Consider the following 26,783-nt stretch of genomic DNA (forward strand, 5'->3'; position numbering starts at 1 on the left):
CCCTCAGACTTGAAGCACACTGGAAACCAGCAGCTGGGTGTAGCCATGCTGGGGGTCGTCCAGCACTTGATCTGTCAGCCCGGTTTCCACCACATGGCCGTTCTTCATCACCATCAGACGGTCTGCCAGCAGGCGCACCACCGCTAGGTCGTGCGTCACGATGATTGCGCTCAATCCCATTTCCCGCACCAGGCCACGCAGCATATCCAACAGCCGCGCCTGAACCGAAACATCGAGGCCGCCGGTCGGCTCGTCCATGAAGACAAGCCGTGGGCCGGTCACGAGATTTCTGGCTATCTGCAGCCGCTGCTGCATACCTCCGGAGAAAGCCGAAGGTCTATCGTCAATGCGGCTTTCAGAGATCTCTACCCGGCCCAACCAATCAGAGGCCTGTTCCCGGATCGTGGCGTAGTGGCGGTCCCCCACAGCCATCAGCCGCTCGCCGATGTTGCCGCCTGCACTGACTGACATCCGCAGCCCGTCACGGGCATGCTGATGCACAAACGCCCAGTCGGTGCGGGAAAGCATCCGCCGCTCTGGTTCGGACATGGTGACGGTATCCATTGGCCCGTCCGCACGGGTGTTGAATATCACTTCACCCCGGTCTGGGGTTAGATGGCCCGCCAGGCAGTTCAAAAGGGTTGATTTGCCGGATCCGCTTTCGCCAACGATGCCCATCACTTCGCCGGGATGCAGATCAAAGCTCACATTTGTGCAGCCGATCCGCGCTCCGTAGTTTTTTGCAACGCCTTTTACTTGCAGCAAAGGTATCATCACGCTGCCTCCTCACCCATTTGGCCAACGTGGCCTTCTTCGCGCCGCGAACGGCAATAGTCGGTGTCCGAGCAGACAAACATCCGATTGCCCGCATCATCCAGGATGACCTCATCCAGATAGCTGTCTTCTGCCCCGCAGAGGCCGCATGGGTGATCTGCCTTGCTGGCCTGAAACGGATAATCCTCGAAATCCAGCGACACGACCTGCGTGTAAGGCGGAACTGCATAAATGCGTTGCTCCCGGCCGGCGCCGAACAGCTGGATTGCTGCCATCTCCATCTTGGGATTGTCGAACTTCGGGATCGGCGATGGATCCATCACGTAACGCCCCTCCACCTTCACCGGATAGGCATAGGCTGTGGCGATGGCACCATGTTGCGAGATGTCTTCATAGAGCTTCACATGCATCAGCCCGTATTCCTGCAAGGCATGCATTTTTCGGGTTTCAGTCTCACGCGGCTCAAGAAAGCGCAGCGGCTCCGGGATCGGCACTTGGTAGACCAGGATCTGATCCTCCGTCAGCTCCGCTTCCGGAATCCGGTGCCGGGTTTGAATGATGCTGGCTTTTTTCGTCTCCTCGGTGGTCGCGATCCCCGCCGTCTTTTCGAAAAACTTGCGGATTGACACCGCGTTCGTGGTGTCGTCCGCCCCCTGGTCGATCACCTTCAGCGTATCGTCCGGAGTCAGCGTCGCGGCAGAGACCTGCACACCGCCGGTGCCCCAGCCATAGGGCATCGGCATCTCGCGGCTGGCAAAGGGCACCTGATAGCCCGGCACCGCCAGCCCCTTGAGGATCGCCCGGCGGATCATCCGCTTGGTCTGCTCGTCAAGGTATGCAAAGTTGTAGTCAGACATCTTGACCTCGAACTAGAATTTTGTGGCTTATGCCGGATAGGAGCGCTGAATTCCGATGGAAGACACTCTCGGTTATTTCTTGGCGGTTGGGCTTGGCGTCCTGATTTGGGCTCTCGTGCGCATTTTTCGCACTTTGCGCGCAGGCGGCTATGACCACGCGATGCGCCGCCCATCTGGACATAATCACACGAGTATTGACCCGGTTGATGCAAGCCTTGCGTCCTATGGCCCTGGCTCTGGCCGTCCTTGGGGCCAAGGCCACAACAGCGAAGGATTCGCCGGAGGTGACGCAGGCGGCGGTGGAGGCGACTAAGCTCATTCTGCTGCCTCCTTTGCCGCCAGCGTCTCAGCAAGCTCTGCCGCTTCCCGGCGCAGCTTACGGACCAGTTCCAGCTCGGATTGAAAATCCACATAATGGGGCAGCTTGATGTGTTCTAGAAAGCCGGTGGCCTGAATGTTGTCGGCGTGGCTCAGGACAAATTCCTCATCCTGCGCAGGCGCGCCAGAATTGTCCTCGCCCAGTTCCTCCCAGCGCAGTGCACGGTCGACCAGCGCCATGGCGATCGACTTGCGCTCTGACTGGCCAAAGACCAGACCATAGCCGCGGGTGAACTGCGGCGGCACCGTCTTGGAACCCTTGAATTGGTTCACCGTCTCGCATTCGGTCAGCTCCACTTCGCCGATTTCGATGGCAAACCCCAGTTCCGGGATTTCCATCTCGACAGGTACAGTGCCGATACGCAGTTCGCCGACAAACGCATGGTTGCGGGCATAGCCGCGCTGGGTGGAGTAAGCCATGCCGAGCAGGAACCCCTCGTCGCCCCGGGTCAGCGACTGCAGCCGCACCGCCCGCCCAGCAGGGAAGGACATCGGTTCGCGTGTCAGATCTCCCGGCATCGCGTTTGAGGCAGGCTCCTGTTCGATAATGCCCTCACCCTGCAAGAATCCGGTGATATGCGGCGTGGCTTGTGTGCGAGTTTCCGCAACCGGCGCCTCCGCAACGTCGCCCTCAGCCGCTAATTTGAAGTCCAACAGACGGTGAGTGTAGTCGAATGTCGGTCCCAGAACCTGCCCTCCCGGCGCATCCTTAAAGGTCGCCGAAATCCGCCGGTCGCAAGACATCTCTCCGGTCTCCACCGGCTGCGAGCACCCAAACCGCGGCAGGGTGGTGCGGTAGGCCCGGATCAGAAAGATCGCTTCGATTAGATCCCCTCGTGCCTGCTTGATCGCCAGCGCAGCCAGATCAGGGTCAAATAAAGACCCTTCTGCCATCACCCGGTTCACCGCCAGGCTCAATTGCTCGCGGATCTGGGCAATCGAAAGTTCGGACACTTCCTTGTCACCGCGGCGCTCCTCGGCCAGCCAAGTATGGGCGTTTTCGATGGCGCGCTCACCGCCTTTGACTGCAACATACATGGGCTCAGGCCTCCGCAGCGACAAAGGTTGAGCGCGGCAGCCCTGCCACCTGCGAACCCGCAGTGAAGAAAAAGTCCATTCCCAGCGGGTAAAGAGCCGCATTGTTCTGGAACGCCGCCAGTTCTGGCAATTGCATCCGGATGGCGCTCCTGATCCCGGGACCATTCAGCACCGCGTTGGGCATAGCAAAGCCAGGGGTTTCAACAATCACAGTGGCTGAACGGTCAGGGTATTCCGGGGTACCGATGCGGAAGCGGTTCAGCGGCAGCAGCGCGTCCCAGCTACCTAGCGCGAAATCCGCGTGCTCCGCCGGGACAACCGGCGCGCCCGTGTGAAACGTCAGCCAGCCGCGCAAGGCGTCCGTGTCTACGTCCGGCGCCAGATAGACGCCGGTTTCCGGATCGCAAAGTGTCAGCAGCAGACTGCCTGCCGCAATTGAGATCCCCTCGGGCGGTTCGGCACCAGTGATATCCTGAAGCTTACCGGGCCTGGCCATTGCATTCATCGCCGCGCGGAAGGCATGTGCCGCAGCCACCGGTGGGTTGCTGAAACCGCCCGCATAGATGGCATTGTGGGATTGAAGGCTCATTAGTCCTCTCCCCGCACCATGGTGAAAAATTCGACCTTTGTCGCTGCCGCCTTGGCGGCGCGGGCGTCTTTCTGCGCCTGCCGTTCCGCGGCCAAGGGTGCCAGCACCGCTACGCGCAAGCTCGCCGCCGCATCGGTCTGCATCAGCGCATCGACCTTGGCGGCAATTTCTGCCTTGGCCTTGCTGCGGCCCTGCACGCAGCCGTGGCCAACGGTGCCGTCCTCCAGCGAAAGCGCGCAGCGAGTGACAGTCATCTCACCCAGGTTGAAGGGCGCGCCGGACCCGCCCATGCGGCCCCTCACCATAATGCCGCCGACCTCAGGCGCGCGCAGAAAAACGCAGTCGGGATCTGCCCCGCAGTCCCGCCATAGCTCAGTCAGTCGGACCTCGCTGGCAGAAGCCAGAAGGCTCATCCAGCCCTTTCGGTCCTCTGCAGAAAAAGTGGTCTTCATTTGTCCATGCCTCTTGGCTAGGTTGTCTATATTTCCTATACAACTAGACAAATGTTACCTGAGTCGCCCTGACCGGCGCAATCCAGGAGTTGTGAAAGTTCCGTGACATGGCCCGCACCCCCGTTTGGAAATCCATCGCCATTGCCCTGACCGACGACATTGCGCAGGGCCGCTATGAAACCGGCGGCAAGCTGCCTGCTGAGGCGCAACTCGCAACCCGGTTCGGCGTGAACCGCCATACGGTTCGCCGGGCGCTGGCGGAGATGAGCGAACAGGGCCTCGTGCATTCCCGCCGCGGCGCGGGGGTGTTCGTGGCGGCGAAGCCGACCGATTACCCGATTGGCAGGCGTGTGCGGTTCCACCAGAACCTGACACGCGAGGGCCGCAGCCCGGCCAAACAGATCCTGACGCTGGAAACCCGTGCGGCATCCGCCCGTGAGGCCAAGGCACTGCAACTGGACCCGGGCGCCGAGGTACATGTTTATAACGGGTTATCGCTGGCGGACGGTCAGCCCATTGCCCTGTTCCAAAGCATCTTTCCCGCAGACCGCTTTCCCGGCATTCTAGACGCCCTTCAGGAGCAGCGTTCGGTCACCGCGGCGCTGCAGAAATTCGGGGTTGGGGATTACACCCGGATCGAGACCCGGATCACCGCCAAGCTTGCCACGGCCACTCAGGCGCTGCACCTCAGGATCGCCGAAGGAAGCCCAATCCTGCGCACAACAGGCGTCAATGCAGATCCGCAAGGGCGGCCAGTCGAGTTCGGCCGCACCTGGTTCGCCGGTGACCGGGTGACCCTTACGGTAGGCGGCGAAAGCTGAGGGCGCTTTCCGTCAGCAGCAAGAAAAGCCCCCGCCAAAGGCAGGGGCTCCGTTTATCCAGATCAGATCAAGTCACTGCTGGGCGTTAAAGACAAACAGCGTTTCCCCATTGATCTGGTAGCCGTTGATCAGCTCCCTGGCCTTGTCCGAGACCAGCCATTCCTCCAGTTGCACTGCCAGGCCATTCTTCACATGGCCATGCTTCTCCGGGTTCACCGGGATATAGGCATACTGGTTAAACAGCACCGGGTCACCGGCGAACAGCAGCTTCAGACCGCCCTTGTTGCCGAAGTTCAGCCAGCTGGCGCGGTCCGACATGATATAGGCGTCCATGCCCGCAGCGGTGTTCAGCGCTGCCCCCATACCCGCGCCAACAGCACGGTACCACTCACCGAAACCTTCGGGTTCCAGCCCTGCGGCCTTCCAGAGGCTTAGCTCCTTCTTGTGCGTGCCGCTGTCGTCGCCGCGGCTGACAAAAGCCGCCTCTGTCCCGGCAATCCTTTGCAAAGCACCGGCTGCATTTTCGGTGCCAGTGATCCCTGCAGCATCGCCTTCAGGCCCGATGAAAACAAAATCATTATACATGATCTCGCGGCGGTGGGTGCCGTTGCCGCCCTCCAGGAATTTCTCCTCGGCCTTCTTTGAATGCACCAGGATCGCGTCTACGTCGCCTGCCTCCCCCAGACGGATCGCCTGGCCGGTGCCGACGACCAGCAGCTGCACATCCAGCCCCAGGTCCTTCTTGATCTCCGGCAGAAGGATCTCAGCCAGCCCGGAATTGTGGAAAGAGGTGGTCACCGCCATCTTCATCTCTTCCGCCAGCGCCGCCGCAGCCCAGACCAAAGAGGCAACGGCGCCCAAAATCAGACGTTTCATTCGACAATATCTCCATTCAGAAATGCGCGCGCATGCGCTGTTTCAGGCCCGGCGAAAAACTCTGCTGCCGGGCTGAATTCGTGGATGCGGCCTTGCAGGACAAAAATCACTTCATCCGCCAGCCGCCGGGCCTGGCCCATGTTGTGGGTGGACATGATCAGCCGGGTGCCGCTGCCGGCGGCATGTGCCAGAATTTCTTCAATTTCGCGGGTGGCCCGGCCGTCCAACGCCGCGCAGGGTTCATCCAAGAACAACACCTGCGGCTCGCGTACCAGCGCGCGGGCCAGCGCCAGCTTTTGCCGCTCCCCGCCTGACAGCATGGTGGCCTGACGTTCAAGAATTTCGCCCAAGCCGACACGGACCGCCCAATCCGCAGCCCGCGAGCGGGCCTGGCGGCGGCTTAAGCCCGTCAGCCGCAGCGGGTAGGCGATATTGTCAATCACCGAACGCCGCATCATTACTGGGGTCTGAAACACAAAGGCCTGATGTTTTTGCGCCTCGTCCAGCGGGCAAGCCCAATTCAGGCTGCCGCCATTCATCCGCACGATGCCATGCAGCATCTTGAGCAGCGTGGTCTTGCCTGCGCCATTCGGACCAATGATGATTGAGGTGCCCTGCCCGCCCAGCGTCAGGTCGACCGGGCCGACCAGCACCTTGCCGCGGCGGCGCACCTGGGCGCCTGTGGCCTTCAGCGGGAACATCTGCATCACCAGCGCCCCTCGCTCTCAGTGCGGCCCAGCCAGTGGATTGCCAGGTTGACCGCAATCGCCAGCGCAATCAGCACGAAGCCCAGCCCAAGCGCCATTGCAAATTCGCCCTTGCCGGTTTCCAGCGCAATCGCCGTGGTCAGCACCCGCGTTGCGTGGTCTATGTTTCCGCCGACCACCATGATCGCGCCCACTTCGCCGATCGCGCGGCCAAAGCCTGCCAGAGCCGCGGTCAGCAGCGCCCGCCGCCCATCCCACAACAGCGCCTGGATCCGTTGGAGCTGGGTCGCGTTCATCGAGATCAGCAGGTCGTGATAGTCGCTCCACAGCTCGCGCAAGCTTTGATGCGCAACCGAAGCGACCAGCGGCACCACGATGATCACCTGGGCGATGATCATTGCAGTGGGGGTGAACAACAGGCCGAAGACACCGAACGGGCCGGCCCGGGACAGAAACACATACACGACCAGCCCGACCACAACAGGCGGCAGCCCCATCAGCGCATTCAGCACCGCAATCGTGGCGCGCCGCATCCTGAACCGGCGCACCGCAAGGAAGGCCGCCAGCGGCAGCGCAATGGCGCAGGCAATAGCCAGTGCGGTCAGCGTCACCCGCAAGGAGCGTAAGGTGATCTCCACCAGATCCGCGTCCAGCGTCACCAGCAGCCAAAAGGCCTGGCTTAGTCCTGCCCACAGATCATTCATCGCGTCCGGTCACTCACCCTTGGCCCTAAAGATACCGGCCCGGTTTAACATGGCTTTGCGCGGCTCCAAATCACAGGAGAGGACGCCGGGACAGCCAAAAACGGCAATCCGGCTGGAAAATCATGCTGCCAATACCCATCTGAGAAATAACGGCTTCCCTGAGATGCCGCCTGTTAGCGCCAAATCACCGCATTTGGCTCCGTTTCCGCTCACACGCGCTTGCGCGGATGATATGAACATGAAACAACCCCCGCCCAAAGTGTCACCCCAGACGCAACCTTGAGGATACGCCATGTTCGACCTGCAATCCATGCGGGATCAGCTCGCCAACCATTACGATCTGGCCCCCAACCCGGCCCTGGCCGAACAGATGGCAGATATCTACGCCCGCATGGACCGCGTGGTGAACCCAATCGAATGGGCCACTCATGCACCTTATGTTGCAGCGATTCTGGAGCTTAAAAAGCAGCGCAATGCGGTGATTCTGGCGCATAATTACATGACGCCAGAAATCTATCACGGCATCTCGGACGTGGTCGGCGACAGCCTTCAATTGGCAATCGAAGCGACACGGGTTGAGGCTGACGTGATCGTGCAATGCGGTGTGCATTTCATGGCCGAGACCTCCAAGATCCTGAGCCCGGAGAAAACCGTGCTGATCCCGGATATGGAGGCAGGCTGCTCGCTGGCAGAAAGCATTACCGCCGAAGGCGTCGCGGAAATGCGCCGCCGCTATCCCGGCGCGCCGGTGGTCACCTATGTGAACACCACAGCCGAGGTGAAAGCCGCCTCGGACATCTGCTGCACCTCCTCCAACGCGGCGCAGATCGTTGCCGCGATGGAGGAAGACACCATCATCATGACGCCGGACCAGTACCTGGCCCAGAACATTGCCCAGCAGGTTCCGGAAAAGAACATCGTCTGGTGGGAGGGCTCCTGCATTGTGCATGAGCAGTACACCGCCAAGGACCTGCGGGATTTCCGCGAATGGAACCCGGGCACCCGGCTGATCGCCCACCCGGAATGCCCGCCGGACGTGGTGGCAGAGGCCGACTTCTCCGGCTCGACCAGTGGCATCGTCAAATACGTGACCGACGAGAAGCCGGAAAAGGCGCTCCTGATCACTGAATGCTCGATGGCCTCAAATATCGCGGACCAGCTGCCCGAAGTGGAGTTTGTCGGCCCCTGCAACATGTGCCCCTACATGAAGAAGATCACGCTGGAGAAAATCCTTTGGTCGCTGCACACCATGACCGAGCCGGTCGAAGTCGACCCGGAAGTGGCTGACAAGGCCCGTGTCGCAGTTCAGCGGATGATCGACCTTTCGCAAAAGCTAGGCATCTGATCCGTGATCGAAACCAGCCGTATCGTCATTGCCGGCGCAGGCCTTGGCGCACTTTATGCGGCACTTGAACTGGCACCGCGGCCGGTTCTGGTGATTTCCCCGGAACTGCTGGGGGAAGGCGCAAGCTCCGCTTGGGCCCAGGGCGGCGTTGCAGCTGCCATGGCCAGTCACGACACCCCAGAAGCGCACGCCGAAGACACCTTGCAGGCGGGGGCAGGCACGGTGGACCCTGAGGTGGCAGCAATGGTCACCAGGGTTGCACGCGAGCATATCATCGACCTCACCGAACTTGGCGCCCCCTTCGACCGCGACGCGCACGGTAACTACGTGATGAGCCGCGAAGCCGCACACTCCGCTGCCCGCGTGGTGCGGGTGAAGGGTGACCAGGCCGGCGGGCAAATCATGCAGACGCTGATCGCTGCCGTGCGGGCCGCTCCCTCTGTACAGGTTCTGGAAAATACTCAAGCCATGCGCCTGGAAACCGACGGTGGTGCTGTCTCTGGCATCTGGATCAACCGTGCGGGCACGCCTTCCGCCCCAGTGCTGATCAAGGCCCCAGGCGTGCTTCTGGCGGGTGGCGGTTCAGGCGGTCTTTATGCCCACACGACCAACCCGCCCCGCATCCGCGGCCAAGTGATCGGCTTTGCCGCCCGCGCCGGCGCCAGCATTGCCGACCCTGAGTTTGTCCAGTTCCACCCCACCGCCTTTGACATCGGCGAGGACCCGGCGCCGCTGGCGACCGAAGCCCTGCGCGGCGAAGGCGCGGTGCTGGTCAATGCGGAGGGCGAGCGTTTCATGCTGTCGCAGCACCCGGATGCCGAACTGGCCCCTCGTGACATTGTCGCCCGCGCCATCTTTGCCGAAACACAAGCAGGCCGCCGCCCGATGCTCGACACCCGCGAGGCATTGGGCGCGGAGGTTCTGAGCCGCTTCCCGACGGTTGCGGAAACCTGCGCCCGCGCTGGCATCAACCCGGTGCAAGAGCCGATTCCCGTCGCCGTCGCCGCTCACTACCACATGGGCGGGGTCGATGCGGACATGAAGGGCCGCACGAGCCTGGCAAACCTCTGGGTCTGTGGTGAGGCATCTTCAACCGGGCTTCACGGTGCCAACCGGCTCGCTTCCAACGGCCTCTTGGAAGCTCTGGTCTATGCCCGCAATGCAGCCCGGGACATGGCGTCTATGTACACTCCTGCAGAGGCGGAAGAGGTCGTCCCCAGCTTCTCTGCAGGCGGCAAGGATCTGGACCCGGCCGCGCTGCAAGACTTGCGGGAAACAATGACCACCCATGCCGGCGTGCGCCGCACTGGCGATGGCCTGAAACAGGCGCTTGCCGCCATTGCCAGACTTGAGGCCGAACAGTCGGCGGACGAAAACTTCACCAACATGTGCGCAACCGCCACATTGATCGCCGCCGCCGCACTTCGGCGCGAGGAGAGCCGCGGCGGTCACTTCCGCGACGACTTTCCCGAAGCCGACCCCGAGCAGGCACACCGCACCCGCATTACCCTGAATGAGGCTCTTGCCATCCGCGCCAAGGCCGCAAAGGAGCTGTCATGAGCACTCAATTCGCCACTCTGCCCGACCTAATCCTGGAGCCGATAGTGCGCGCTGCGCTGATGGAGGACTTGGGCCAGAACGGCGATATTACCACCCGCGCGGTGATCCCGGCCTCTGCCAGCTATTCGGCCCGGCTGAACGCACGCGAGGACGGTGTGGTCTCCGGTATGCAGATTGCCCGAATCGCCTTTCACCTGGTGGATGCCGGGCTGAAGGTCGAAACGCTTCTGGCCGACGGCAGCCCTTGCCGGAAAGGCGACACGCTGATGACGATCGAAGGCTCTGCCGCCTCAATCCTGTCAGGAGAGCGTGTGGCGCTGAATTTTGCCGGCCGGCTGACGGGTATCGCCACCCTGACCGCGGCCTTTGCAGCGCAAACCAAGGGCACCGCCACCCGCATCACCTGCACTCGCAAGACCACCCCGGGCCTGCGTATTGCCGAAAAACAGGCGGTGCTGCACGGAGGCGGCTACAACCACCGCTTTGGCCTGTCAGACGCGATCCTGATCAAGGACAACCACATCGCTGCGGCGGGCGGGGTCAAGGCGGTGCTGGAAGCCGCCAAGGCCAGCGTCAGTCATATGATGAAAGTGGAAATTGAGGTCGACACCCTGGACCAGCTCTCTGAAGTGATCGCCACCGGCGGTGCCGATGTTGTGCTGCTCGACAACATGGACACGCCTACACTGGTCAAAGCAGTGGAAATGGCCAAGGATCACGTCGTGACCGAAGCTTCCGGCAACATGCGACTGGATCGCATCGCCGAAGTTGCCGCCACGGGTGTCGACTATATCTCCTCCGGCGCGCTCACTCACTCGGCACGCACGCTGGATCTGGGCCTCGATTTCTGAACGTCAGGCTTGCAGTGCAGGCGTTGCACCGCAAGCCCGCATTTGCCCCGCGGCCTGCCTGAGCCTAAAGCACTCCGCGGGGAATGACCTCACGCCATTCCTTGGTTACAACCTCTTCCTTTTTTGCACCTTCATAGGCGGTGACCCTGCGCCAAAGATAGAAATTTGCCCGGTCGCAGGTCATCCTGTTTTCGGTGTCAATTGAGACATGCCAGCCATTGCGTTCAAACTCGAAGCTCCAATCGCTGGCAAAGGCCGCTGTAGCAGGATCATCGGGATGCACCTCGTAGTGCATGGTTACATGGCTGCCCACGCACATGCCGTGATACGGGTCTACCGCCTTTCCGTAGTCGTCAAAGGTGTCCAGCACCAGCACACCATCCTCACGCGTCCAGGTTTTTGACGTGCCGGAAGCCTTGCGCTGCTGCTCCGCCTGCAACACCGGATAGTCCCGCGGCGCGCCGGGCTCTTGCGGGTCGATCTCCTCGGACACACGGCGTTCCGGCAGCACCAGCTGGCAGCCCTCAAGATGCAGGTTGACCTCCGCCGCTTCCGGCGCGGGCCAGACAATCGGCCAGTAAGACGTCGACAGCGCCAACCGCAGCTGATGCCCCGGTTTTAGGCGGTGGGCGCATTCATTCAGCTCGATCTCCGCCTCATAGCGTTTACCAGGCACCAGCTTCTCCGGCGCCTCAAAACCCTTGCGGCACGTGAGGTTCAGCGGCCGGAAACTGATCCGCTGCGAGACACCCTCTGGCGAGACATCGCAAAGCCGCGCCACCAGCTGCGCAACCGGCTTGTCAACACTGAACGCCACTTTAACCCGAGGACGGCCCAGCACTTCCAACGTCTCCTCCAAGGGCGCGGTGTCGAAACAGGCTGAAAGCTTGTCATCCTCCGCCTGATCCCCCGCCAGTTCGTTGTCAAACCGCATGCCCGGGCAGAAATAGCCGCCGGCCTGCCCCACGGTCGCCGGGCTGCGGACAGCCAAAGCTCCGCTTGCCGCCGCCTCTGCCAAAACGCCTGCGCCCAGATGCATCACCCGGTCCTGCACGTTGGGCGATGGCCACGCGGCCTCTGCCACCCAGCGCCCCTGCCGCGGCTTGTTCTGCATGGTGGGGTTGAAATGCTCCTGCATATAGACGCGATAGTCCGGCAACTCCTCCGCACCAGTCTCTTCGCCCTTCAGCCACTTACCAAACCAGCGCAGCACCTCACCGTGGAAGTCTGCCGGGTCCAGTTTGGCAATATGGGCATAGCGGTGCTCCCAGGGGCCTATCATTGCCTTGGCGGGCACCGTCAGGTTGGCCGCCAACGCCGGCGGTGCGTTTACATAGGCGTCGGCCCAGCCGGTAATCGCCAGCACCGGTGCCTGAATGGCGGACCATTCCTCACAGACCGAGCCGTGTTTCCAAAAATCTCCACGCACCTGCTGACGAAGCCATTCCGCCGCCATGAAGGGCATCCCCTCGATACGTTTGATCCAGTCATCCCGCCAGTCCGACCGGAGCTCCGGATCCGCTGGGCGCGACTGGTAGGCAAACATCTGGCTGCCCCAGTTGGCATTGTCGCTCAGCAGGCACCCACCCATGTAATGAATGTCATCGGCATACCTGTCGACGGTAGAGGCAACGGAAACCACCGCCTTCAGCGCCGCCGGGCGGCGGAATGCCAGCTGAAGGCCATTGAAGCCGCCCCAGCTGATGCCGATCATGCCAATTTTGCCGTCACACCAGTCCTGCGATGCAATCCATTCAAGGAGTGTCTCGCCGTCGCTCAGTTCTTGTTCCGAATACTCATCATCGAAAACTCCCTCACTGTCTCCAGTACCCGCTATGTCCACCCGTACACATGCATAGCCCTCAGCAGCAAAGACCGTATGCGTTGTTTCATCCCGGGGGGCAGTGCCGTCACGCTTTCGGTAGGGAAGGTATTCCAGAATCGCCGGAAACGGCCCCTCGCCCTTCGGCAGCCACATACGAGCAGCGAGCTTGCGACCGTCGGGCAGAGTAATCCAATTGTTTTCAATGATGCGGTATGCACCCGGCATTGCGGTGTCCTTTAGCTTTAATTCGACGTCGGCCTTGCCTGCACATTCAACTAATCTGTAATTCCGGGAAAGTTAGCACGTGTTAGCATTTGCAAGCATATGTATGCGATCCTGCTTCAATTCGCGAAAGCTTCCACTGGTCAAGCCCAATGTTTGCAGCGCCGGCGTGCAGATGTGTGAGCGAAGATAACACCGCTATTTCGGTAATTTGGGTGCAGATTTCTCAAGAGCCAAGTCAGCACTGGAAAACTTCCATGGCCCCCGCACCCCTGGCACCCCTTCCGGGGCGATTTGCATCCCTCTATGCCTAATCTGCGGGTCTTCGAACGCTTGGCCAATTGTGTTGATCGGCCCGGCAGGCACAGTTGCCGCCTCCATTGCTTCCAATAGCCCCGCTTGCGTCCATTCGGCCAGCGACGCCTCAAGGATCAAAGTCAGCTCCCTGCGGTTTGCCACTCGCAGCTGATTTGTCTGGAACCGTGCATCTGCCTTAGCCTCAGCAAGCTTCAGCACATCGCACAACCGCTGAAACTGACCGTCATTGCCCACCGCCAGGATCACATGCCCATCGCTTACGGCCATCACCTGATAGGGTGCGATATTCGGGTGGTCGTTACCGAGCCGGGTTGGGCTTTCCCCGGTCGTCAGATAGTTCATTGCCTGGTTCGCCAGCAAAGCCGTTGCGCAATCCAGCAGCGACATGTCCAGATGCTGCCCGCGGCCCGTGGTGTGACGCTGCTCAACTGCGGCCAGAATGCCGATGGTGCCGTACAGCCCCGTGACAATATCTGTGATCGCCACACCCACTTTTTGCGGCTGGCCATTCTGCTCTCCGGTGATCGACATCAGCCCCGACATCCCCTGAAGTAAAAAATCGTAGCCTGCCCGCGCCGCATAAGGCCCGTCCTGGCCAAAACCGGTGACTGAGCAGTAAATCAGCCGCGGATTGATCTTCGACAGGCTATCGTAGTCCAGCCCGAACTTCTTCAACCCGCCAACTTTGAAATTCTCGATCAGGATGTCCGCATCCTCTATCAATTCCAATACTGTCTGCTTGCCCTCTTCGGTGCGGAAATCTGCGGTCACGCAGTCCTTTCCCCGGTTAGCAGCATAGAAGTAGGCGGCCGTCTTCTCGCCGTCCCGCTCAATGAATGGAGGGCCCCATGTACGGGTGTCATCACCATCCGGGCTTTCCACCTTGACCACTTCTGCACCTAGATCTGCCAACGACTGACCTATCCAGGGGCCGGCAAGGATGCGGGCGAGTTCAACCACTTTCAGGCCTGCAAGCGGGGTCATGGAATCTCCTTCAGAGCAGAGGTTGCTTACTTATCGACATGCTTAGCTGCTGCCAGTTGATCCGGCAAGATTTGATCAAATTTCCAACCCAGTGAAGCCCCTCACCGGTCAAACATGCTGTCTGCGAATTCTGAAGATTTTTGTAGCTCTCCACCTTAAGCCATGTTAGCGATAACGCAACTTTAACCGGCCCAATTCCTGCGGCAGGAATTGAATTGCACTGTTCCAGGCGGCACAATGGTCTGGCTTTGCGGCCCCAATGGAACAGCGATGTAAAATCAATGGTTTCCCGCGTCATTCCAGTTGCCCCTTTTGACCTCGTGCTGTTTGGCGCGACTGGCGACCTGGCGCGCCGCAAAATTTTACCGGCCTTGTTCCACCGTTTTCAAATTGGTCAGTTCAGCAGCAATTGCCGGATTATCGGCAGTTCCCGCAGCGAGCTGACGGCAGAAGAGTTCCGCAACCAAACCGCAAATGCGATCCGCGAGTTCGGCCAGGATGTAGAAACCACACCAGACGAAATCGCTGCTTTCACGGCGCTTCTTGACTATGCCGCCGTGGATGCACGTGGCGACGCAGGCTGGGATGAGATTCACGAAAAACTACGCGACGATGCAGTGCGCGCTTTCTATCTGTCTGTTGGCCCGTCTCTGTTCACAGATATTGCTCGCCGCCTTAGCGAAACAGGTATTGCTTCGCCCGAAAGCCGCATTGTTCTGGAAAAGCCCTTCGGACACGACTTGGCCTCAGCCCAAGCTCTTAACGCCGCACTGAGGGAACACTTCGAGGAGCAGCAGATCTACCGGATCGACCATTACCTGGGCAAGGAGACGGTGCAGAACCTGATGGCGCTGCGCTTCGCAAACTCGCTGTTCGAGCCGCTCTGGAATTCCTCCCACATCGACCATGTGCAAATAACCGTGGCCGAAAGCATCGGCGTCGAAGGTCGCGGCGAGTACTATGACAAATCCGGTGCCATGCGGGACATGGTACAAAACCACCTGATGCAGCTTCTCTGCCTGACCGCAATGGAACCGCCGGCGCAGTTCACCCCCAACGCGGTGCGGGATGAGAAAGTCAAAGTGATCGAGGCGCTGCGCCCGGTGCCGCAGGAGAGCATTGCCCGCGGCCAGTACCGGTGCAGGAACGGCGGCAAAGACAGCGATGGATACCGCGACCATGCCGGCAACACTGCCAGCCGCACCGAAAGCTATATCGCGCTCAAGGTGGAGGTAGCGAACTGGCGCTGGGCCGGCACACCCTTCTATCTGCGTACCGGTAAACGCCTGCGCGAGCGCGTGAGCGAGATTGCCGTCTATTTCCGCGACCCGCCGCACAACATTTTCGAAGGCTCGGGAACAGTGCACGGCAACGTGCTGGTGATCCGGCTGCAGCCGGATGAGGGTATCACCCTGAAGACCACCATCAAGGATCCCGGCCCCGGCGGCATGCGGCTTACCGGTGCCAACCTGGACATGACCTTCGCCGACGAGCTGGCCGAATCGGGACGCCCGCAAGATGCCTATGAACGCCTGATTATGGATGTGATCCGTGGGAATCAGACCCTGTTCATGCGCGGCGACGAGGTCGAGGCCGCCTGGGCCTGGGCCGACCCGATCATCGCCGGCTGGCAGGACACAGGCGACACCCCGCAATCCTATGACAGCGGCAGTTCAGGTCCCGATGACTCACTCTTGCTGATCCACCGTGACGGCCGCCGCTGGCGCAGCATCGGAGCGTAATATGGCCGCCCTCCCTTTCGCCACCGCAGTTTGCAGCAAAGGCACCACATGACCCTTCATTCCACACTGGCCGCCGTGACAGAGCGTATCATCCTCCGCAGCGAGGCGTCCCGCGCCGCCTATTTGGACAGGATGCGTGCGGCACAAGGCAAAGGCCCGGCCCGGGCCCATCTCAGCTGCTCCGGCCAGGCCCATGCCTACGCTGCCACTGGTGCGGACCAGCAGGCTTTGGCGGAAGCCTCAACTGGGCACCTGGGAATCGTCACCGCCTATAACGACATGCTGTCGGCGCATCAGCCGTTTGAGACCTATCCTGCGCTTATCCGCGACGCAGTGCGCAAGGCAGGCGGCACCGCGCAGGTGGCGGGCGGGGTGCCGGCGATGTGCGACGGTGTCACCCAGGGTGAGGCCGGCATGGAGCTGAGCCTGTTTTCCCGCGACACGATCGCCATGGCTGCGGGCGTCGCACTCAGCCACAATGTGTTCGACGCCGCGGTGTTCCTCGGTGTTTGCGACAAGATTGTGCCCGGCTTGGTTATCGGCGCCCAAGCCTTTGGCCATATCCCGGCGGTATTCCTGCCTGCAGGGCCGATGACCAGCGGCCTGGCCAATGACGAGAAGGCGCATATCCGCCAGAAATTTGCCGCCGGGGAAGTCACCCGCGAGGAGCTGCTGAAGGCAGAGATGGCGGCCTACCACGGCCCCGGCACCTGCACTTTCTACGGCACTGCCAACACCAACCAGATGCTGATGGAGTTCATGGGACTGCATCTGCCTGGATCGTCCTTCGTGAACCCCGGCACCCCCCTTCGTGAGGCCCTTACGGTTGAGGGCGCCAAGAGGGCGCTGTCGCTCAGCGCCCTTGGCAACAACTACACCCCGGTCTGCGAGGTTCTGGACGAGAAAGCTTATGCCAATGGCATCGTCGGGCTGATGGCAACCGGCGGCTCAACCAACCTGCTGATCCACCTGATCGCCATGGCGCGGGCGGGCGGCATCCTCCTCGACTGGCAGGACTTTGCGGATCTCTCGGAATCTGTGCCGCTGCTGGCCAAGGTTTATCCCAACGGGTTGGCCGACGTGAACCATTTCCACGCCGCAGGCGGACTTGGTTACATGATCGGCGAGCTGCTGAAGGCGGGCCTTCTGCACCCGGACACCAGGACGGTCGCAGGCGAAGGGCTGGAGCACTACACACAGGAGCCGTTCTTGTCAGGGGACGGGCTCACCTACCGCCAGGGCCCAGGGCAAAGCCTGAACGACGCGGTACTGCGCCCTGCCGAAGCGCCATTCCAGATGACCGGCGGGCTCAAGCGGCTGACCGGAAATCTGGGCACCTCTGTTATCAAAGTCTCGGCAGTCGCGAAAGAGCACCAGCTGGTCGAAGCTCCGGCCCGGGTCTTTCATGATCAGGAAGAGGCCAAAGCGGCGTTCAAAGCCGGTGAACTGACCAGCGACGTGATTGTGGTGGTGCGTTTCCAAGGCCCCAAGGCCAACGGCATGCCGGAGCTTCACAGCCTGACGCCGTTCCTTGGTATCCTGCAGGGCCGCGGCCAGAAGGTGGCGCTGGTTACTGACGGGCGGATGTCCGGAGCCTCCGGCAAAATCCCGGCGGCGATCCATGTGGTGCCCGAAGCCCTGGATGGCGGGCCGATTGCCCGGATCCGGGACGGCGACGTTCTACGGCTCGATGCCGCTCGCGGCACGCTCGAAGTCCTGACAGAAGGCGCAATGGAACGCGAACCGGCCACTGCCGACCTCAGCGCATATCAGCACGGCACCGGCCGCGAGCTGTTTTCCCTATTCCGCCGCTCGGTTGCCTCAGCCGACGAAGGCGCCAGCGTATTTGGAGTTTGAATGATGCGGATTACCCCTCAGGACGCCAGCCTACGCACCTGCGAGATTTGCGCGATGGCGCCCGTGATGCCGGTGCTGGTGGTGGAGGACGCGGCCCATGCCCGCCCGCTTGCAGAAGCACTCGTGGCAGGCGGGCTGCCCGCACTGGAAGTCACCCTGCGCACCGGCGCGGCGCTAGAGGTGATCCGCGAAATGGCAAAGGTGAAAGGCGGCATTGTCGGTGCCGGCACGCTGATCACCCCCAAGGACGCCGAGGCCGCCAAGGGGGCCGGCGCCCAATTCGGTGTCTCGCCCGGCGCCACGGATTACCTTCTGGATGCCTGCGAATCCATCGGCCTGCCGCTCCTGCCCGGCGCTGCCACCGCAACTGAGGCAATGCGGCTGCTGGCCCGCGGCTACGGTATGCTGAAGTTCTTCCCGGCCGAAGCCTCCGGCGGCGCGCCCGCACTCAAGGCAATCGGCGCGCCCTTGCCGCAAATCTCCTTCTGCCCCACTGGCGGTATTACCCCCGCCAATGCCGAAAACTACCTGAGCCTGGGCAATGTAGTCTGTGCCGGCGGCAGCTGGGTTGCTCCCAGTGACCTGGTCCAGGCGCACAATTGGAGCGCGATTGAAGCCTTGGCTTGCGACGCGGCCACGCTGGGTCAAACGTGAACATTTTTCTCCCTGCGGCAGATCGCACGGGACAGGATCAGCAGGTGCTGCCGTGCCCGAACCCAAGCTCATTCTGATAGGCAAATAGCGCCGGTAACCCTCCTGTGTGCAGCAGCAGCACTTTTTGCCCTTTGGCGATAGAACCCGTTTCCAGCAGCCCTAACAGACCGGCAAACGTCTTGGCGGAGTAAACCGGATCCAGAAGGATTCCTTCTGTTATTGCCATGCGCTGTAACGCGGCGCGCGTGGCCGGCCCGGCCCGCCCATAACCGGGGGCGAGCGCACCATCCCAAGTGAGGATGTCCTCGCTTCCAAATGGGCGCGGTGCATTCATCAGATCTGCCAGATTTTGCGTCAATTGTTCGAGCCTGTCTTTTTGCAGCTGTGCATTTCTGCGAACACAGATGCCGTAAACCGGTGCGGTGATGCCGGCACGGCGTGTTCCTATCAGAAAGCCGGCATGGGTTGCGCCGCTTCCAGAAGGTACCACAGCCGCATCAAAGCTGCCGATCTGCGCAGCAAGTTCCTCTGCCGCCAGGACATAGCCCAAGGCGCCTAGGGGTGGATGCCCAAGACCCAGAGGAATGATGTAAGGATTGCAGCCCGCCTTGCGCAGCTCTTCTGCTTGTGCCTCCAGGGCTGCATCGGCTCCGGCTTCATTCTCGCCTTCCGGATAGCTAATGCTTTCCGCACCCAGAATGTCCGACAAATAAATATTGCCGGATCTGTAATAGAGTGGGTCCATCCCTGGCACCCGCTCTTCTCGCTGAAGAATGGCCCGCATCCCAAGTTTTGCAGCAGCCGCAGCAGCTGTCCGGCAAAAGTTCGACTGAACAGCGCCGGTAATCAGGATAGTATCCGCCTGGTCCGCTAGCGCTGCCCCCAGATAAAATTCCAGCTGGCGTGTTTTGTTTCCGCCGAAACTGAGCCCTGTCAGATCGTCCCGCTTGATCCAAAGATCGATTTCCAGCTCGTGCGACAACCGGTCCAGCCTTTCCAGCGGGGTCGGCTGAACCAACAGAGGGGCACGGGGAAAGGCCCGGAAGCAGTCCTTTGTCATGCTCATTTCGGATCCTTCACTATAGCCGTAGTTCACTGCTTCCAACAGTGAAGCCGTCACCGGTTCCGTCAATAATAAATGTTAGCACTGCGACTGAGTTCAGTTTCATCAGCTCTGACTGTTTCAGTTACTGAGACGGTTGCTTTGTCGTGTTTTGCTTCCCATGTGTTCTGAATGCACTGAATCCCCAAGGACCAGCCGGATGACAGAAACAAGTACAACACCAGCCCTTCGAGTCGATATTGTCTCGGATGTCGTCTGCCCTTGGTGTGCTGTCGGCTACAGCCAGCTCGCCTTTGCCGCCCGCCGCGCCGGGGTGGCATTGGATATCCATTGGCAGCCGTTTGAACTCAACCCGGACATGGCGACCGAGGGCGAGCACCTGCGCGAGCACTTGGCCGCAAAATACGGCAGCTCAGATGAACAATCCGCGCAAGTGCGCGCGAGTTTGACTGAAATGGGCGAAGCGCTGGGTTTCACCTTCCGCTTCTTTGACGGCATGCGGATCTACAACACCTTTCAGGCGCATCAGCTGATCGAATGGGCCGAGGGACAGGGCAACGGCCACGAGATGAAGCAGGCGCTGCTGAGCGCGTACTTCACTGATGGCAAGAATATCTCTGATCCAGAGGTATTGGTAATGACCGCCCAGAGCCTCGGCCTAAATGGCGCCGATGCGCGTGCGGCCCTGGAGAGCGGCAAACACGCGGACAGCGTGCGCCAGCGAGAGGCTTTCTGGGTGCAGCAAGGCATCCGCGGCGTGCCTGCGGTGGTGTTCGATAGCCGCCATCTGGTGACCGGAGCGCAAGGCGTCGAGAATTACGCCAATATCCTTGAGCAGCTCGGGCACACCGTGAACCCGTTCTCCTGACCGCGGTGCCCGGTCATCGGTCAGGCCGCTCCCTAGTGCTCAAAGATCAGCCCGCAGGAAGACACTGAGCAATCGCCGTTTCCAGCTTGTCCACCACCTCAGTGATCTGTTCGCCGGTGATGATAAAGGGCGGTGCAAGCAGGATGTGGTCGCCCTTCCGGCCGTCGCGGGTGCCGGACATCGGATAACAGATCAAGCCGGCCTGAAACGCTGCCTTTTTGATTTTCCCAGCCAAACCCAGCCCCGGATCAAAGGGAGCTTTGGTTTCGCGGTCCGCGACCAGCTCCACTCCGCGAAACAACCCGCGACCGCGGATGTCGCCCACGTTCGGGTGCTGGCCAAAGCGCTCCTCCAGCGCGGCTTGCAGCTTCTCTCCCATCTCGGCGCAACGCTGCACCAGCCCGCGCTCCAGCATTGCCTTGACCACAGCCAGACCCGCAGCGGTCGCCACCGGATGGCCGATGTAAGTGTGCCCGTGCTGGAAGAAGCCGGAACCGTGCTCAATCGCCTCGTAGATTATCTTGGTGCAAAGCATGGCTCCGATCGGCTGGTAACCTGCGCCCAGACCTTTGGCGATACACAAGATATCGGGCGCCACACCGTCGGCCTCGCAGGCAAAGAGATGGCCGGTGCGGCCCATGCCGCACATCACTTCATCAAGAATCAGAAGCACACCATACTTGTCACAGATCTCGCGGATACGCTTGAAATAGCCCTCAACCGCCGGCACCGCGCCAGAGGTGGCGCCAACCACCGGCTCCGCCATGAAGGCCATAACGGTTTCCGGGCCGAGGCGGAGAATTTCCGCCTCCAGCTCATTGGCAACCCGCTGGCCATAGTCATAGCTGCTCTCGCCTTCCGCCTTGCCCACATATTCGTAGCAAGGCGAGATGTGGGAAATTTCGATCAAGAGCGGCGCAAACTGCGTGCGGCGCCACTCGTTGCCGCCTGCTGCCAAGGCACCGAGAGTGTTGCCGTGGTAGCTTTGCTTGCGGGCAATGATGTGGCGGCGCTGCGGCTCGCCGCGCTCCAGGTGGTACTGGCGGGCAAGTTTGATTGCCGCCTCGGTCGCCTCGGAACCGCCAGAGACGAAATAGACCCGATCGATATCTCCCGGCGCGTTGGCCACCAGCAAGTCCGCCAGCTCTTCCGCCGGTTCCGAGGTGAGGAAACCGGTATGGGCAAAGGCCAATTTGCCAACCTGCTCTTGCACTGCCTTGATCACATCGGCGTCGGAATGGCCCAGGCAGGAGACCGCCGCGCCACCGGAGCCGTCGAAATAGCGCTTGCCGCTGGCATCGATCAGGTAACAACCGTCGCCTGCAACAGCAGTGGGCAGGCTGGCTTTGGTGTGGCGGGGAAAGACATGACTCATGATCAGCACTCCTTGAGCGTATGGCCCTGGGCCTTTGCGGCCTGAACGAAGGCGGCGACCGAGGCTGCATTATCTGCAAGAAGCCCGCCCTCTGGTGTTTCGATGTTATTCTCAAATCCGATTCGCGCATCCCCGCCCGTAGCAATTGCAGCCAGCAGGCAGGCGCGTTCATGCCGGCCAAAAGCACAGACAGTCCAGTTGAGACGCATATCCGCCGCAGCGTCACGGAAGGCCGCGAGCCCCCTGGGCTTCGCCAGAACAGGCGGGCTGTACGTGCCCAGAACAAAGATCGCATCGCGCATGACACCCGGAACGGTGCCGTCCTGGTACCAGGCGCGCAGTTGGGCGATGCAGTCCGGACCGTACAGGATATGCTGCACTTCCGTGCCTGCTTCCGCGCACAGGGCATAGGCGCGCGCGGCAAGCTCCGCGTCCCGGGCCATTTCCCTCACCGAGACAGAGGCCGCTGCAGGGCGCAGCTTGTCCAGACAGGTGAACTGGTCCTCCACGTTGTAAAGCCCGGCGCTTTCCGTGGTGATCTGCACCGCCATTGCCGGCGCGCTTTCCCGCACTGCATCAAGGGCTTCACGGTAGCGGCCTGCGTCCAGTGAATGGCGCCCTTCAGCGTCCCGCACATGTAAATGCAAAGCCCTGGCCCCCTCGGAAAAACAAGCGGCGGCGGCCTGTGCTGTCTGTTCGGGCGTCACCGGCAGTTGCGGATGATCCGCACGTGTGCGCCGGGCGCCATTCGGTGCAACCATCAATTTGTACTCTGCCACTGTCTGCCTCCTATGCAGCAAGTCCTGCCGCGATGCAGGCCACGGCCGACGGAACCTTGCGCTATCAGCACAAGCAATCTCAACATCACAACTCCAGAACATTTGTTCTGAAGCAGAGCACATCCGGCGACGCCTTGCCGACGCAAGCTGAACATGCAACCTCTGGACCTAAGCAAGCACATGCTCTGGCCCTAACGAATTCTCGGAATCTGACGTTTCTGGTACATAATACGCCTCAGTAGCCCTGTAGGGTGCCAGGCAGCCTGATTCACTTCTAACGCCGAAAGGACATGTCATGGACGGCACGTTCAACGAAAACGATCTCTCCCGTGTGGTCGAGGCCGACAAGGCCCACATGTGGCACCACCTGTTCCAGCACAAGGCGCTGGAATCCTCCGACCCGCGCATCATTGTCGAGGGCAAGGGCATGCGCGTCTGGGATCAGAACGGCAAGGAATTCCTGGATGCTGTGTCCGGCGGGGTCTGGACCGTCAACGTCGGCTACGGCCGCGAGAACATCTGCAAGGCGGTATACGACCAGCTGATGAAGGTCTGCTATTTTGCGAACTCCGCGGGCTCCATCCCCGGCGCGCTGTTTGCAGAGAAACTGATCTCCAAGATGCCGGGCATGACCCGCGTCTACTACACCAACTCCGGATCCGAGGCCAACGAGAAGGCCTTCAAGATGGTCCGCCAGATCGCCCACAAGAAATATGGCGGCAAGAAAACCAAGATCCTGTACCGCGACCGCGATTACCACGGCTCCACCCTGGCAACTATGTCGGCAGGCGGCCAGGATGAGCGCAACGCTCAGTACGGCCCCTTTGCACCCGACTTTGTCCGCGTCCCGCACTGCATGGAATACCGCAAGCATGAGTTGGGCCTGGAGCATCTTTCGGGCCGCGAATTCGGCATCGCCGCTGCTGACGCCATCGAAGAAGTCATCCTGCGGGAAGGCCCGGAAACCGTTGGTGCCCTGTGCCTGGAGCCGGTGACCGCGGGCGGCGGCGTGATCGAAGCGCCGGAAGGCTATTGGGAGCGTGTGCAGGAGATCTGTAAGAAGTACGATGTGCTGCTGCATATCGACGAGGTTGTCTGCGGCGTTGGCCGTACCGGAAAATGGTTCGGCTATCAGCAGTACGGCATCAAGCCCGATTTCGTGACTATGGCCAAAGGTGTGGCCTCCGGTTATGCGGCGATTGCCTGTATGGTTACCACTGAGGAAGTCTTTGAGATGTTCAAGGACGACACCTCCGATCCGATGAACTACTTCCGCGACATTTCCACCTTCGGCGGCTGCACCGCGGGCCCCGCAGCGGCGCTGGTGAACATGCAGATCATCGAGGACGAAAACCTGCTGGATAACTGCGCAGCCATGGGCGAGCGGATGCTGGACAACCTGCGCAAGCTGCAAGAGAAGCACGCCGTGATCGGCGATGTACGCGGCAAGGGTCTGTTCCTGGGTGCCGAGCTGGTGCAGGATCGCGATACCAAGGAGCCGGTGGACGAGAAGCTGGCCCAGCAGGTCGTCGCGGAATGCGGAGCGCAGGGTGTGATCATCGGCGTCACCAACCGCTCGCTCCCGGGCCGCAACAACACCCTGTGCTTCAGCCCGGCGCTGATCGCCACCGCGGACGACATCGATGCGATCTGCGATGCGGTCGACAAAGCTCTGACCAAAGTTTTCGGCTGACAACCTCTCCCTGTTGGACGAACAAACTGCGCCCCGGATTGTCCGGGGCGTTTTCTTATTTCGTGCCGCCGGTTTAGGGGGCGCAAGGTCCGGCTGCCAAACGGCCCATCCTTGACGCGATTTCTTCAAACAAAAATCGGGAGTGGCCTCTGGACGGCACCACAGTCCACCTCAGGCTATTGAGTAATGACTATCGGCGCCGCGCGAAAGCACGGCGCCAGGCCCAACGGGCAAACTGCAGTCTTCGATTGCTTCTCAGCAGGCGGGAGAGCCCTGCCCTCCGCCCACTTCAAACCAGCTGGAACAGAATACCCGACAGCACGGCACCGCTCACGCCCAGGCTCAGATAGGCTGCAAAAACCTTCGGTTTCACCAGCGACCAGACCGCCGCCATGGCGGGAACAGAGCTGACTGCACCCGCCACCATAAATGCCATGGCCGCACCTGCGCTCATTCCCTGCTCCATCAATCCCGCCAGCAGCGGTGGCGCGACATAGGAGTTAAGGTAGGCTGGCATGCCGACCAGTGCAGCAATGGCAATCGGCAGAACACCTTCACCTCCCACCAGCCCGGCGATCACATCGGCCGGAACATAGTGGACCAGAAGCGACTCCAGAACATAGGCCAGGGCCAGCCATTTCAGCAGGAACAGCCCATTGGAGACTAACTCTTCGCGGAACTTCACCCTGCGGTCGCCCTCGGTCCAAAAGCGCCAGCTCGGCTTGGAATCCGGCTTTGGCCCGCCGCAGCCGCAGCAGCTCTGGGTCTCCTGCTTGCGCAGCGGATTGGTGAATACACCCTGCCCCCGCAGCAGCTTGATGGCAAAGCCGCCAAACAGCCCCAACGCAACGGCAGCCACCGCCTTACCGATAGCGAAGGGCCAGCCCAAAGCCCCTGCGGTGATTAAAAGCGTCGGCGGGTCGATCAGCGGCGAGGACAGCCAAAAGGCCATTACCGCCGACAAGGGCGCGCCCAGCGCCAGCAGCCCGGCAATGAACGGGATCACTTCGCAAGAGCAAAACGGCGCCAGCCCGCCAAACAGCGCGGCGAGGAATATCATCCTAGTTTCACGGCCCTCAAAGGCACGGGCAACCATCATTTCTGCGCCCGTCGCCTTGAGATAGGCGAGCAGCAGCACAGCAAACAGGATGTAGCGGGCCGTACTGCCCAACGCTGTGAGGGCAAACTCCAGAACAGAACGGAAGTTGCCCGGATCAAGGACAGCAGCGCCTGCCAGCAGAGCAATGCTCAGAGCCCAGGGCGTCTTCAGCCCGTTGCCCAACAACTTCGCGCGGCGGGGGCTTTGTGTCAGATCAGCCATCGCTTGTCCCCTTTTTGCCTGCATCCGCGCAGCATTCCTGCAAGATGAAGCCGGCCAGCGCTTCCAGCCGTTTGTAGTCGGCCCGGCAGGAGGTGCTGCGCCCCTCGCGCGCCTGTACCACCACCCCTGCTGCAGCTAGGAACTTCAGATGATGCGCCAGCGTCGAGGGCGCAATGCCGGTGCGGCTCTGGATCTCCCCAACAGTCAGCCCGTGATCGCCTGCGCGTATCAGGCATCGCAGCACTTGCAACCTTGCTTCGGACCCCATGGCCGCAAAGCCCTGTGCAGCCTCTTCCCATTCCATGAATCCAACCCCTATCTGATTCGATAAAACTAGTTTTATAGTTATATAAGCGCATTGCAAGAGGAGAACACCGCTAGCCTATCGAAAGCTGCAAATGGATGTGATCGTCATGCCGTGCTGCACGGCAGCCCTGAAAACGCAGCTTGCTTGAACGCAATCCCAGCCGCTCCTGCAGATGCGGTTCCAGAAAAACCTTCTCAACCCTGCCGTCTGCCATCAAAACCTGCAGCAGGCGGCGGGTGCGATCCGTGTCTATATACAATTCCCGCCACACCGGCTGCAGCACTTGAAGATCCCAGCGCAGCGTAAACCAGGCCCCGGGACACTCCGACGGCCCCTGCTCAAAGGCAAAATAGCCGATCGGAGACCTGGTAGCCTTGGGCCTGAAACCGGATGCATCCGCATAGAAGAAAGCGAGATCCGCTTTGCGGCCATCATGGTGGGACAAGTGCGGAAGCAGCGGAAAGCCGGCAACGAACGGAAAATTCGCATCAAGAACCTGCGTGACAGTGCCCGGATAGTCTGTGTCCACCGCTGCTGCCGTGTCCTGCAGAACCTCCGCCAATTCCGGCGACACGTAGTTCCGGTTCATCGCGCAATAGAGCCAGGACTGCACTTGCAGGGAGCTATCTTCCCAGCAACTGAGGGCAACCCGCCCGAATTGCGGCGCAGCCCAAGTGGCGGACAGGCTGAGACCCGCGTAGAGCAAAACGAACGGCACCAGCCTGCGGCGGAACAAGAGTGCCCCAAGCCAGGCAATCCCCCCGAGCTGAGTGAGAAGTGTCAAAAGAACAACGATTGCCAGATGGCCAAGGAATTTAAACAT

The 26,783-nt window shown here is 61.0% G+C and carries 25 protein-coding genes; 9 read left to right on the forward strand and 16 right to left on the reverse strand.

The window, feature by feature from the left end:
• Nucleotides 1–3: 3 nt before the first annotated feature.
• The 5 genes from phnK to phnG all read right to left on the reverse strand — a co-directional run bounded on the left by phnK (nt 4) and on the right by phnG (nt 4,088).
• Entirely contained in the window at nt 4–774 is a 771-nt protein-coding gene (gene phnK, locus RA21_RS12985; RefSeq protein ID WP_039149491.1) for a phosphonate C-P lyase system protein PhnK, read from the reverse strand.
• The gene (locus RA21_RS12990) at nt 774–1,631 is read right to left on the reverse strand and encodes an alpha-D-ribose 1-methylphosphonate 5-phosphate C-P-lyase PhnJ (RefSeq protein WP_039149493.1); all 858 of its coding nucleotides are present in this window, start codon (nt 1,629–1,631) and stop codon (nt 774–776) included. The genes phnK and RA21_RS12990 overlap by 1 nt, the downstream gene beginning before the upstream one ends.
• 315 nt (nt 1,632–1,946) lie before the next feature.
• Nucleotides 1,947–3,047 (reverse strand): carbon-phosphorus lyase complex subunit PhnI, encoded by a 1,101-nt coding sequence (locus tag RA21_RS12995; RefSeq protein WP_039149495.1) that lies wholly within the window; start codon nt 3,045–3,047, stop codon nt 1,947–1,949.
• A 4-nt stretch (nt 3,048–3,051) separates the two neighbouring features.
• Nucleotides 3,052–3,636, reverse strand: a complete 585-nt coding sequence (gene phnH / locus RA21_RS13000; RefSeq protein ID WP_039149497.1) for a phosphonate C-P lyase system protein PhnH — start codon at nt 3,634–3,636, stop codon at nt 3,052–3,054.
• A complete protein-coding gene (gene phnG, locus RA21_RS13005; protein ID WP_019297231.1) occupies nt 3,636–4,088 on the reverse strand; it encodes a phosphonate C-P lyase system protein PhnG in 453 nt (150 codons plus the stop codon). The genes phnH and phnG overlap by 1 nt, the downstream gene beginning before the upstream one ends.
• A gap of 107 nt (nt 4,089–4,195) precedes the next feature.
• Here phnG and phnF point away from each other — a divergent pair, with 107 nt between their 5' ends.
• Nucleotides 4,196–4,909, forward strand: a complete 714-nt coding sequence (gene phnF / locus RA21_RS13010) for a phosphonate metabolism transcriptional regulator PhnF (RefSeq protein ID WP_039149499.1) — start codon at nt 4,196–4,198, stop codon at nt 4,907–4,909.
• Nucleotides 4,910–4,981: 72 nt separating this feature from the next.
• Here the strand turns inward: phnF and RA21_RS13015 are convergent, their stop codons facing one another.
• Genes RA21_RS13015 through RA21_RS13025 form a run of 3 tightly spaced genes read right to left on the reverse strand, consistent with a single transcriptional unit; the run spans nt 4,982 to nt 7,196 of the window.
• Nucleotides 4,982–5,785 (reverse strand): substrate-binding domain-containing protein, encoded by an 804-nt coding sequence (locus RA21_RS13015; protein WP_019297233.1) that lies wholly within the window; start codon nt 5,783–5,785, stop codon nt 4,982–4,984.
• A complete protein-coding gene (locus RA21_RS13020) occupies nt 5,782–6,492 on the reverse strand; it encodes an ATP-binding cassette domain-containing protein (RefSeq protein WP_019297234.1) in 711 nt (236 codons plus the stop codon). The genes RA21_RS13015 and RA21_RS13020 overlap by 4 nt, the downstream gene beginning before the upstream one ends.
• Nucleotides 6,492–7,196, reverse strand: coding sequence for an ABC transporter permease (locus tag RA21_RS13025; RefSeq protein WP_039149502.1), 705 nt, complete (start codon nt 7,194–7,196; stop codon nt 6,492–6,494). Before RA21_RS13025 ends, RA21_RS13020 begins: the two co-directional genes overlap by 1 nt.
• A 292-nt stretch (nt 7,197–7,488) precedes the next feature.
• On the opposite strand from RA21_RS13025, the gene nadA reads away from it, so the two are divergent.
• The 3 genes from nadA to nadC are packed head-to-tail and all read left to right on the forward strand — an operon-like array spanning nt 7,489 to nt 10,952.
• Entirely contained in the window at nt 7,489–8,541 is a 1,053-nt protein-coding gene (gene nadA / locus RA21_RS13030; protein WP_039149506.1) for a quinolinate synthase NadA, read from the forward strand.
• Between the two features lie 3 nt (nt 8,542–8,544).
• Nucleotides 8,545–10,101 carry an L-aspartate oxidase gene (locus tag RA21_RS13035; RefSeq protein WP_039149509.1) on the forward strand — a complete coding sequence of 519 codons (1,557 nt, stop codon included), beginning with the start codon at nt 8,545–8,547 and terminating at the stop codon, nt 10,099–10,101.
• Nucleotides 10,098–10,952: a carboxylating nicotinate-nucleotide diphosphorylase gene (gene nadC, locus RA21_RS13040; RefSeq protein WP_019297238.1), complete on the forward strand. Its 855-nt coding sequence runs from the start codon at nt 10,098–10,100 to the stop codon at nt 10,950–10,952. Before RA21_RS13035 ends, nadC begins: the two co-directional genes overlap by 4 nt.
• A 64-nt stretch (nt 10,953–11,016) precedes the next feature.
• Here the strand turns inward: nadC and RA21_RS13045 are convergent, their stop codons facing one another.
• Entirely contained in the window at nt 11,017–13,002 is a 1,986-nt protein-coding gene (locus tag RA21_RS13045) for a CocE/NonD family hydrolase (RefSeq protein WP_019297239.1), read from the reverse strand.
• A gap of 195 nt (nt 13,003–13,197) precedes the next feature.
• Nucleotides 13,198–14,301, reverse strand: a complete 1,104-nt coding sequence (locus RA21_RS13050) for a CaiB/BaiF CoA transferase family protein (RefSeq protein ID WP_039149512.1) — start codon at nt 14,299–14,301, stop codon at nt 13,198–13,200.
• A 281-nt stretch (nt 14,302–14,582) separates the two neighbouring features.
• Between RA21_RS13050 and zwf the strand changes: the two genes are divergently transcribed.
• Genes zwf through eda form a run of 3 tightly spaced genes read left to right on the forward strand, consistent with a single transcriptional unit; the run spans nt 14,583 to nt 18,554 of the window.
• Nucleotides 14,583–16,043 (forward strand): glucose-6-phosphate dehydrogenase, encoded by a 1,461-nt coding sequence (gene zwf, locus RA21_RS13055; protein ID WP_039149515.1) that lies wholly within the window; start codon nt 14,583–14,585, stop codon nt 16,041–16,043.
• Between the two features lie 48 nt (nt 16,044–16,091).
• Nucleotides 16,092–17,900 (forward strand): phosphogluconate dehydratase, encoded by a 1,809-nt coding sequence (edd, locus tag RA21_RS13060; protein WP_019297242.1) that lies wholly within the window; start codon nt 16,092–16,094, stop codon nt 17,898–17,900.
• A 3-nt stretch (nt 17,901–17,903) separates the two neighbouring features.
• Complete coding sequence (gene eda, locus RA21_RS13065; protein ID WP_039149683.1) at nt 17,904–18,554, forward strand: bifunctional 4-hydroxy-2-oxoglutarate aldolase/2-dehydro-3-deoxy-phosphogluconate aldolase; 651 nt, start codon at nt 17,904–17,906, stop codon at nt 18,552–18,554.
• A gap of 37 nt (nt 18,555–18,591) precedes the next feature.
• Here the strand turns inward: eda and RA21_RS13070 are convergent, their stop codons facing one another.
• On the reverse strand, nt 18,592–19,620 hold the full coding sequence (locus RA21_RS13070; protein WP_052257653.1) for a D-cysteine desulfhydrase family protein: 1,029 nt from the start codon (nt 19,618–19,620) through the stop codon (nt 18,592–18,594).
• A 196-nt stretch (nt 19,621–19,816) separates the two neighbouring features.
• Between RA21_RS13070 and RA21_RS13075 the strand changes: the two genes are divergently transcribed.
• The gene (locus RA21_RS13075) at nt 19,817–20,485 is read left to right on the forward strand and encodes a DsbA family oxidoreductase (RefSeq protein WP_039149519.1); all 669 of its coding nucleotides are present in this window, start codon (nt 19,817–19,819) and stop codon (nt 20,483–20,485) included.
• Nucleotides 20,486–20,531: 46 nt separating this feature from the next.
• On the opposite strand, the gene RA21_RS13080 is transcribed toward RA21_RS13075, so the two are convergent.
• Nucleotides 20,532–21,860: an aspartate aminotransferase family protein gene (locus RA21_RS13080; RefSeq protein ID WP_039149524.1), complete on the reverse strand. Its 1,329-nt coding sequence runs from the start codon at nt 21,858–21,860 to the stop codon at nt 20,532–20,534.
• A gap of 2 nt (nt 21,861–21,862) precedes the next feature.
• On the reverse strand, nt 21,863–22,639 hold the full coding sequence (locus RA21_RS13085; RefSeq protein WP_019297247.1) for a 3-keto-5-aminohexanoate cleavage protein: 777 nt from the start codon (nt 22,637–22,639) through the stop codon (nt 21,863–21,865).
• 295 nt (nt 22,640–22,934) lie between these two features.
• Between RA21_RS13085 and RA21_RS13090 the strand changes: the two genes are divergently transcribed.
• Entirely contained in the window at nt 22,935–24,332 is a 1,398-nt protein-coding gene (locus RA21_RS13090) for an aminotransferase family protein (RefSeq protein WP_019297248.1), read from the forward strand.
• Between the two features lie 289 nt (nt 24,333–24,621).
• Here the strand turns inward: RA21_RS13090 and RA21_RS13095 are convergent, their stop codons facing one another.
• The 3 genes from RA21_RS13095 to RA21_RS13105 all read right to left on the reverse strand — a co-directional run bounded on the left by RA21_RS13095 (nt 24,622) and on the right by RA21_RS13105 (nt 26,549).
• A complete protein-coding gene (locus RA21_RS13095) occupies nt 24,622–25,653 on the reverse strand; it encodes a permease (protein ID WP_019297249.1) in 1,032 nt (343 codons plus the stop codon).
• On the reverse strand, nt 25,646–25,957 hold the full coding sequence (locus RA21_RS13100) for an ArsR/SmtB family transcription factor (RefSeq protein ID WP_019297250.1): 312 nt from the start codon (nt 25,955–25,957) through the stop codon (nt 25,646–25,648). Before RA21_RS13100 ends, RA21_RS13095 begins: the two co-directional genes overlap by 8 nt.
• A gap of 73 nt (nt 25,958–26,030) precedes the next feature.
• Nucleotides 26,031–26,549, reverse strand: a complete 519-nt coding sequence (locus RA21_RS13105) for a hypothetical protein (protein ID WP_241483503.1) — start codon at nt 26,547–26,549, stop codon at nt 26,031–26,033.
• Nucleotides 26,550–26,783 lie beyond the last annotated feature (234 nt).

Origin of the sequence: Leisingera sp. ANG-DT (assembly GCF_000813785.1) — a bacterium.
Taxonomy (GTDB): Bacteria; Pseudomonadota; Alphaproteobacteria; order Rhodobacterales; family Rhodobacteraceae; genus Leisingera.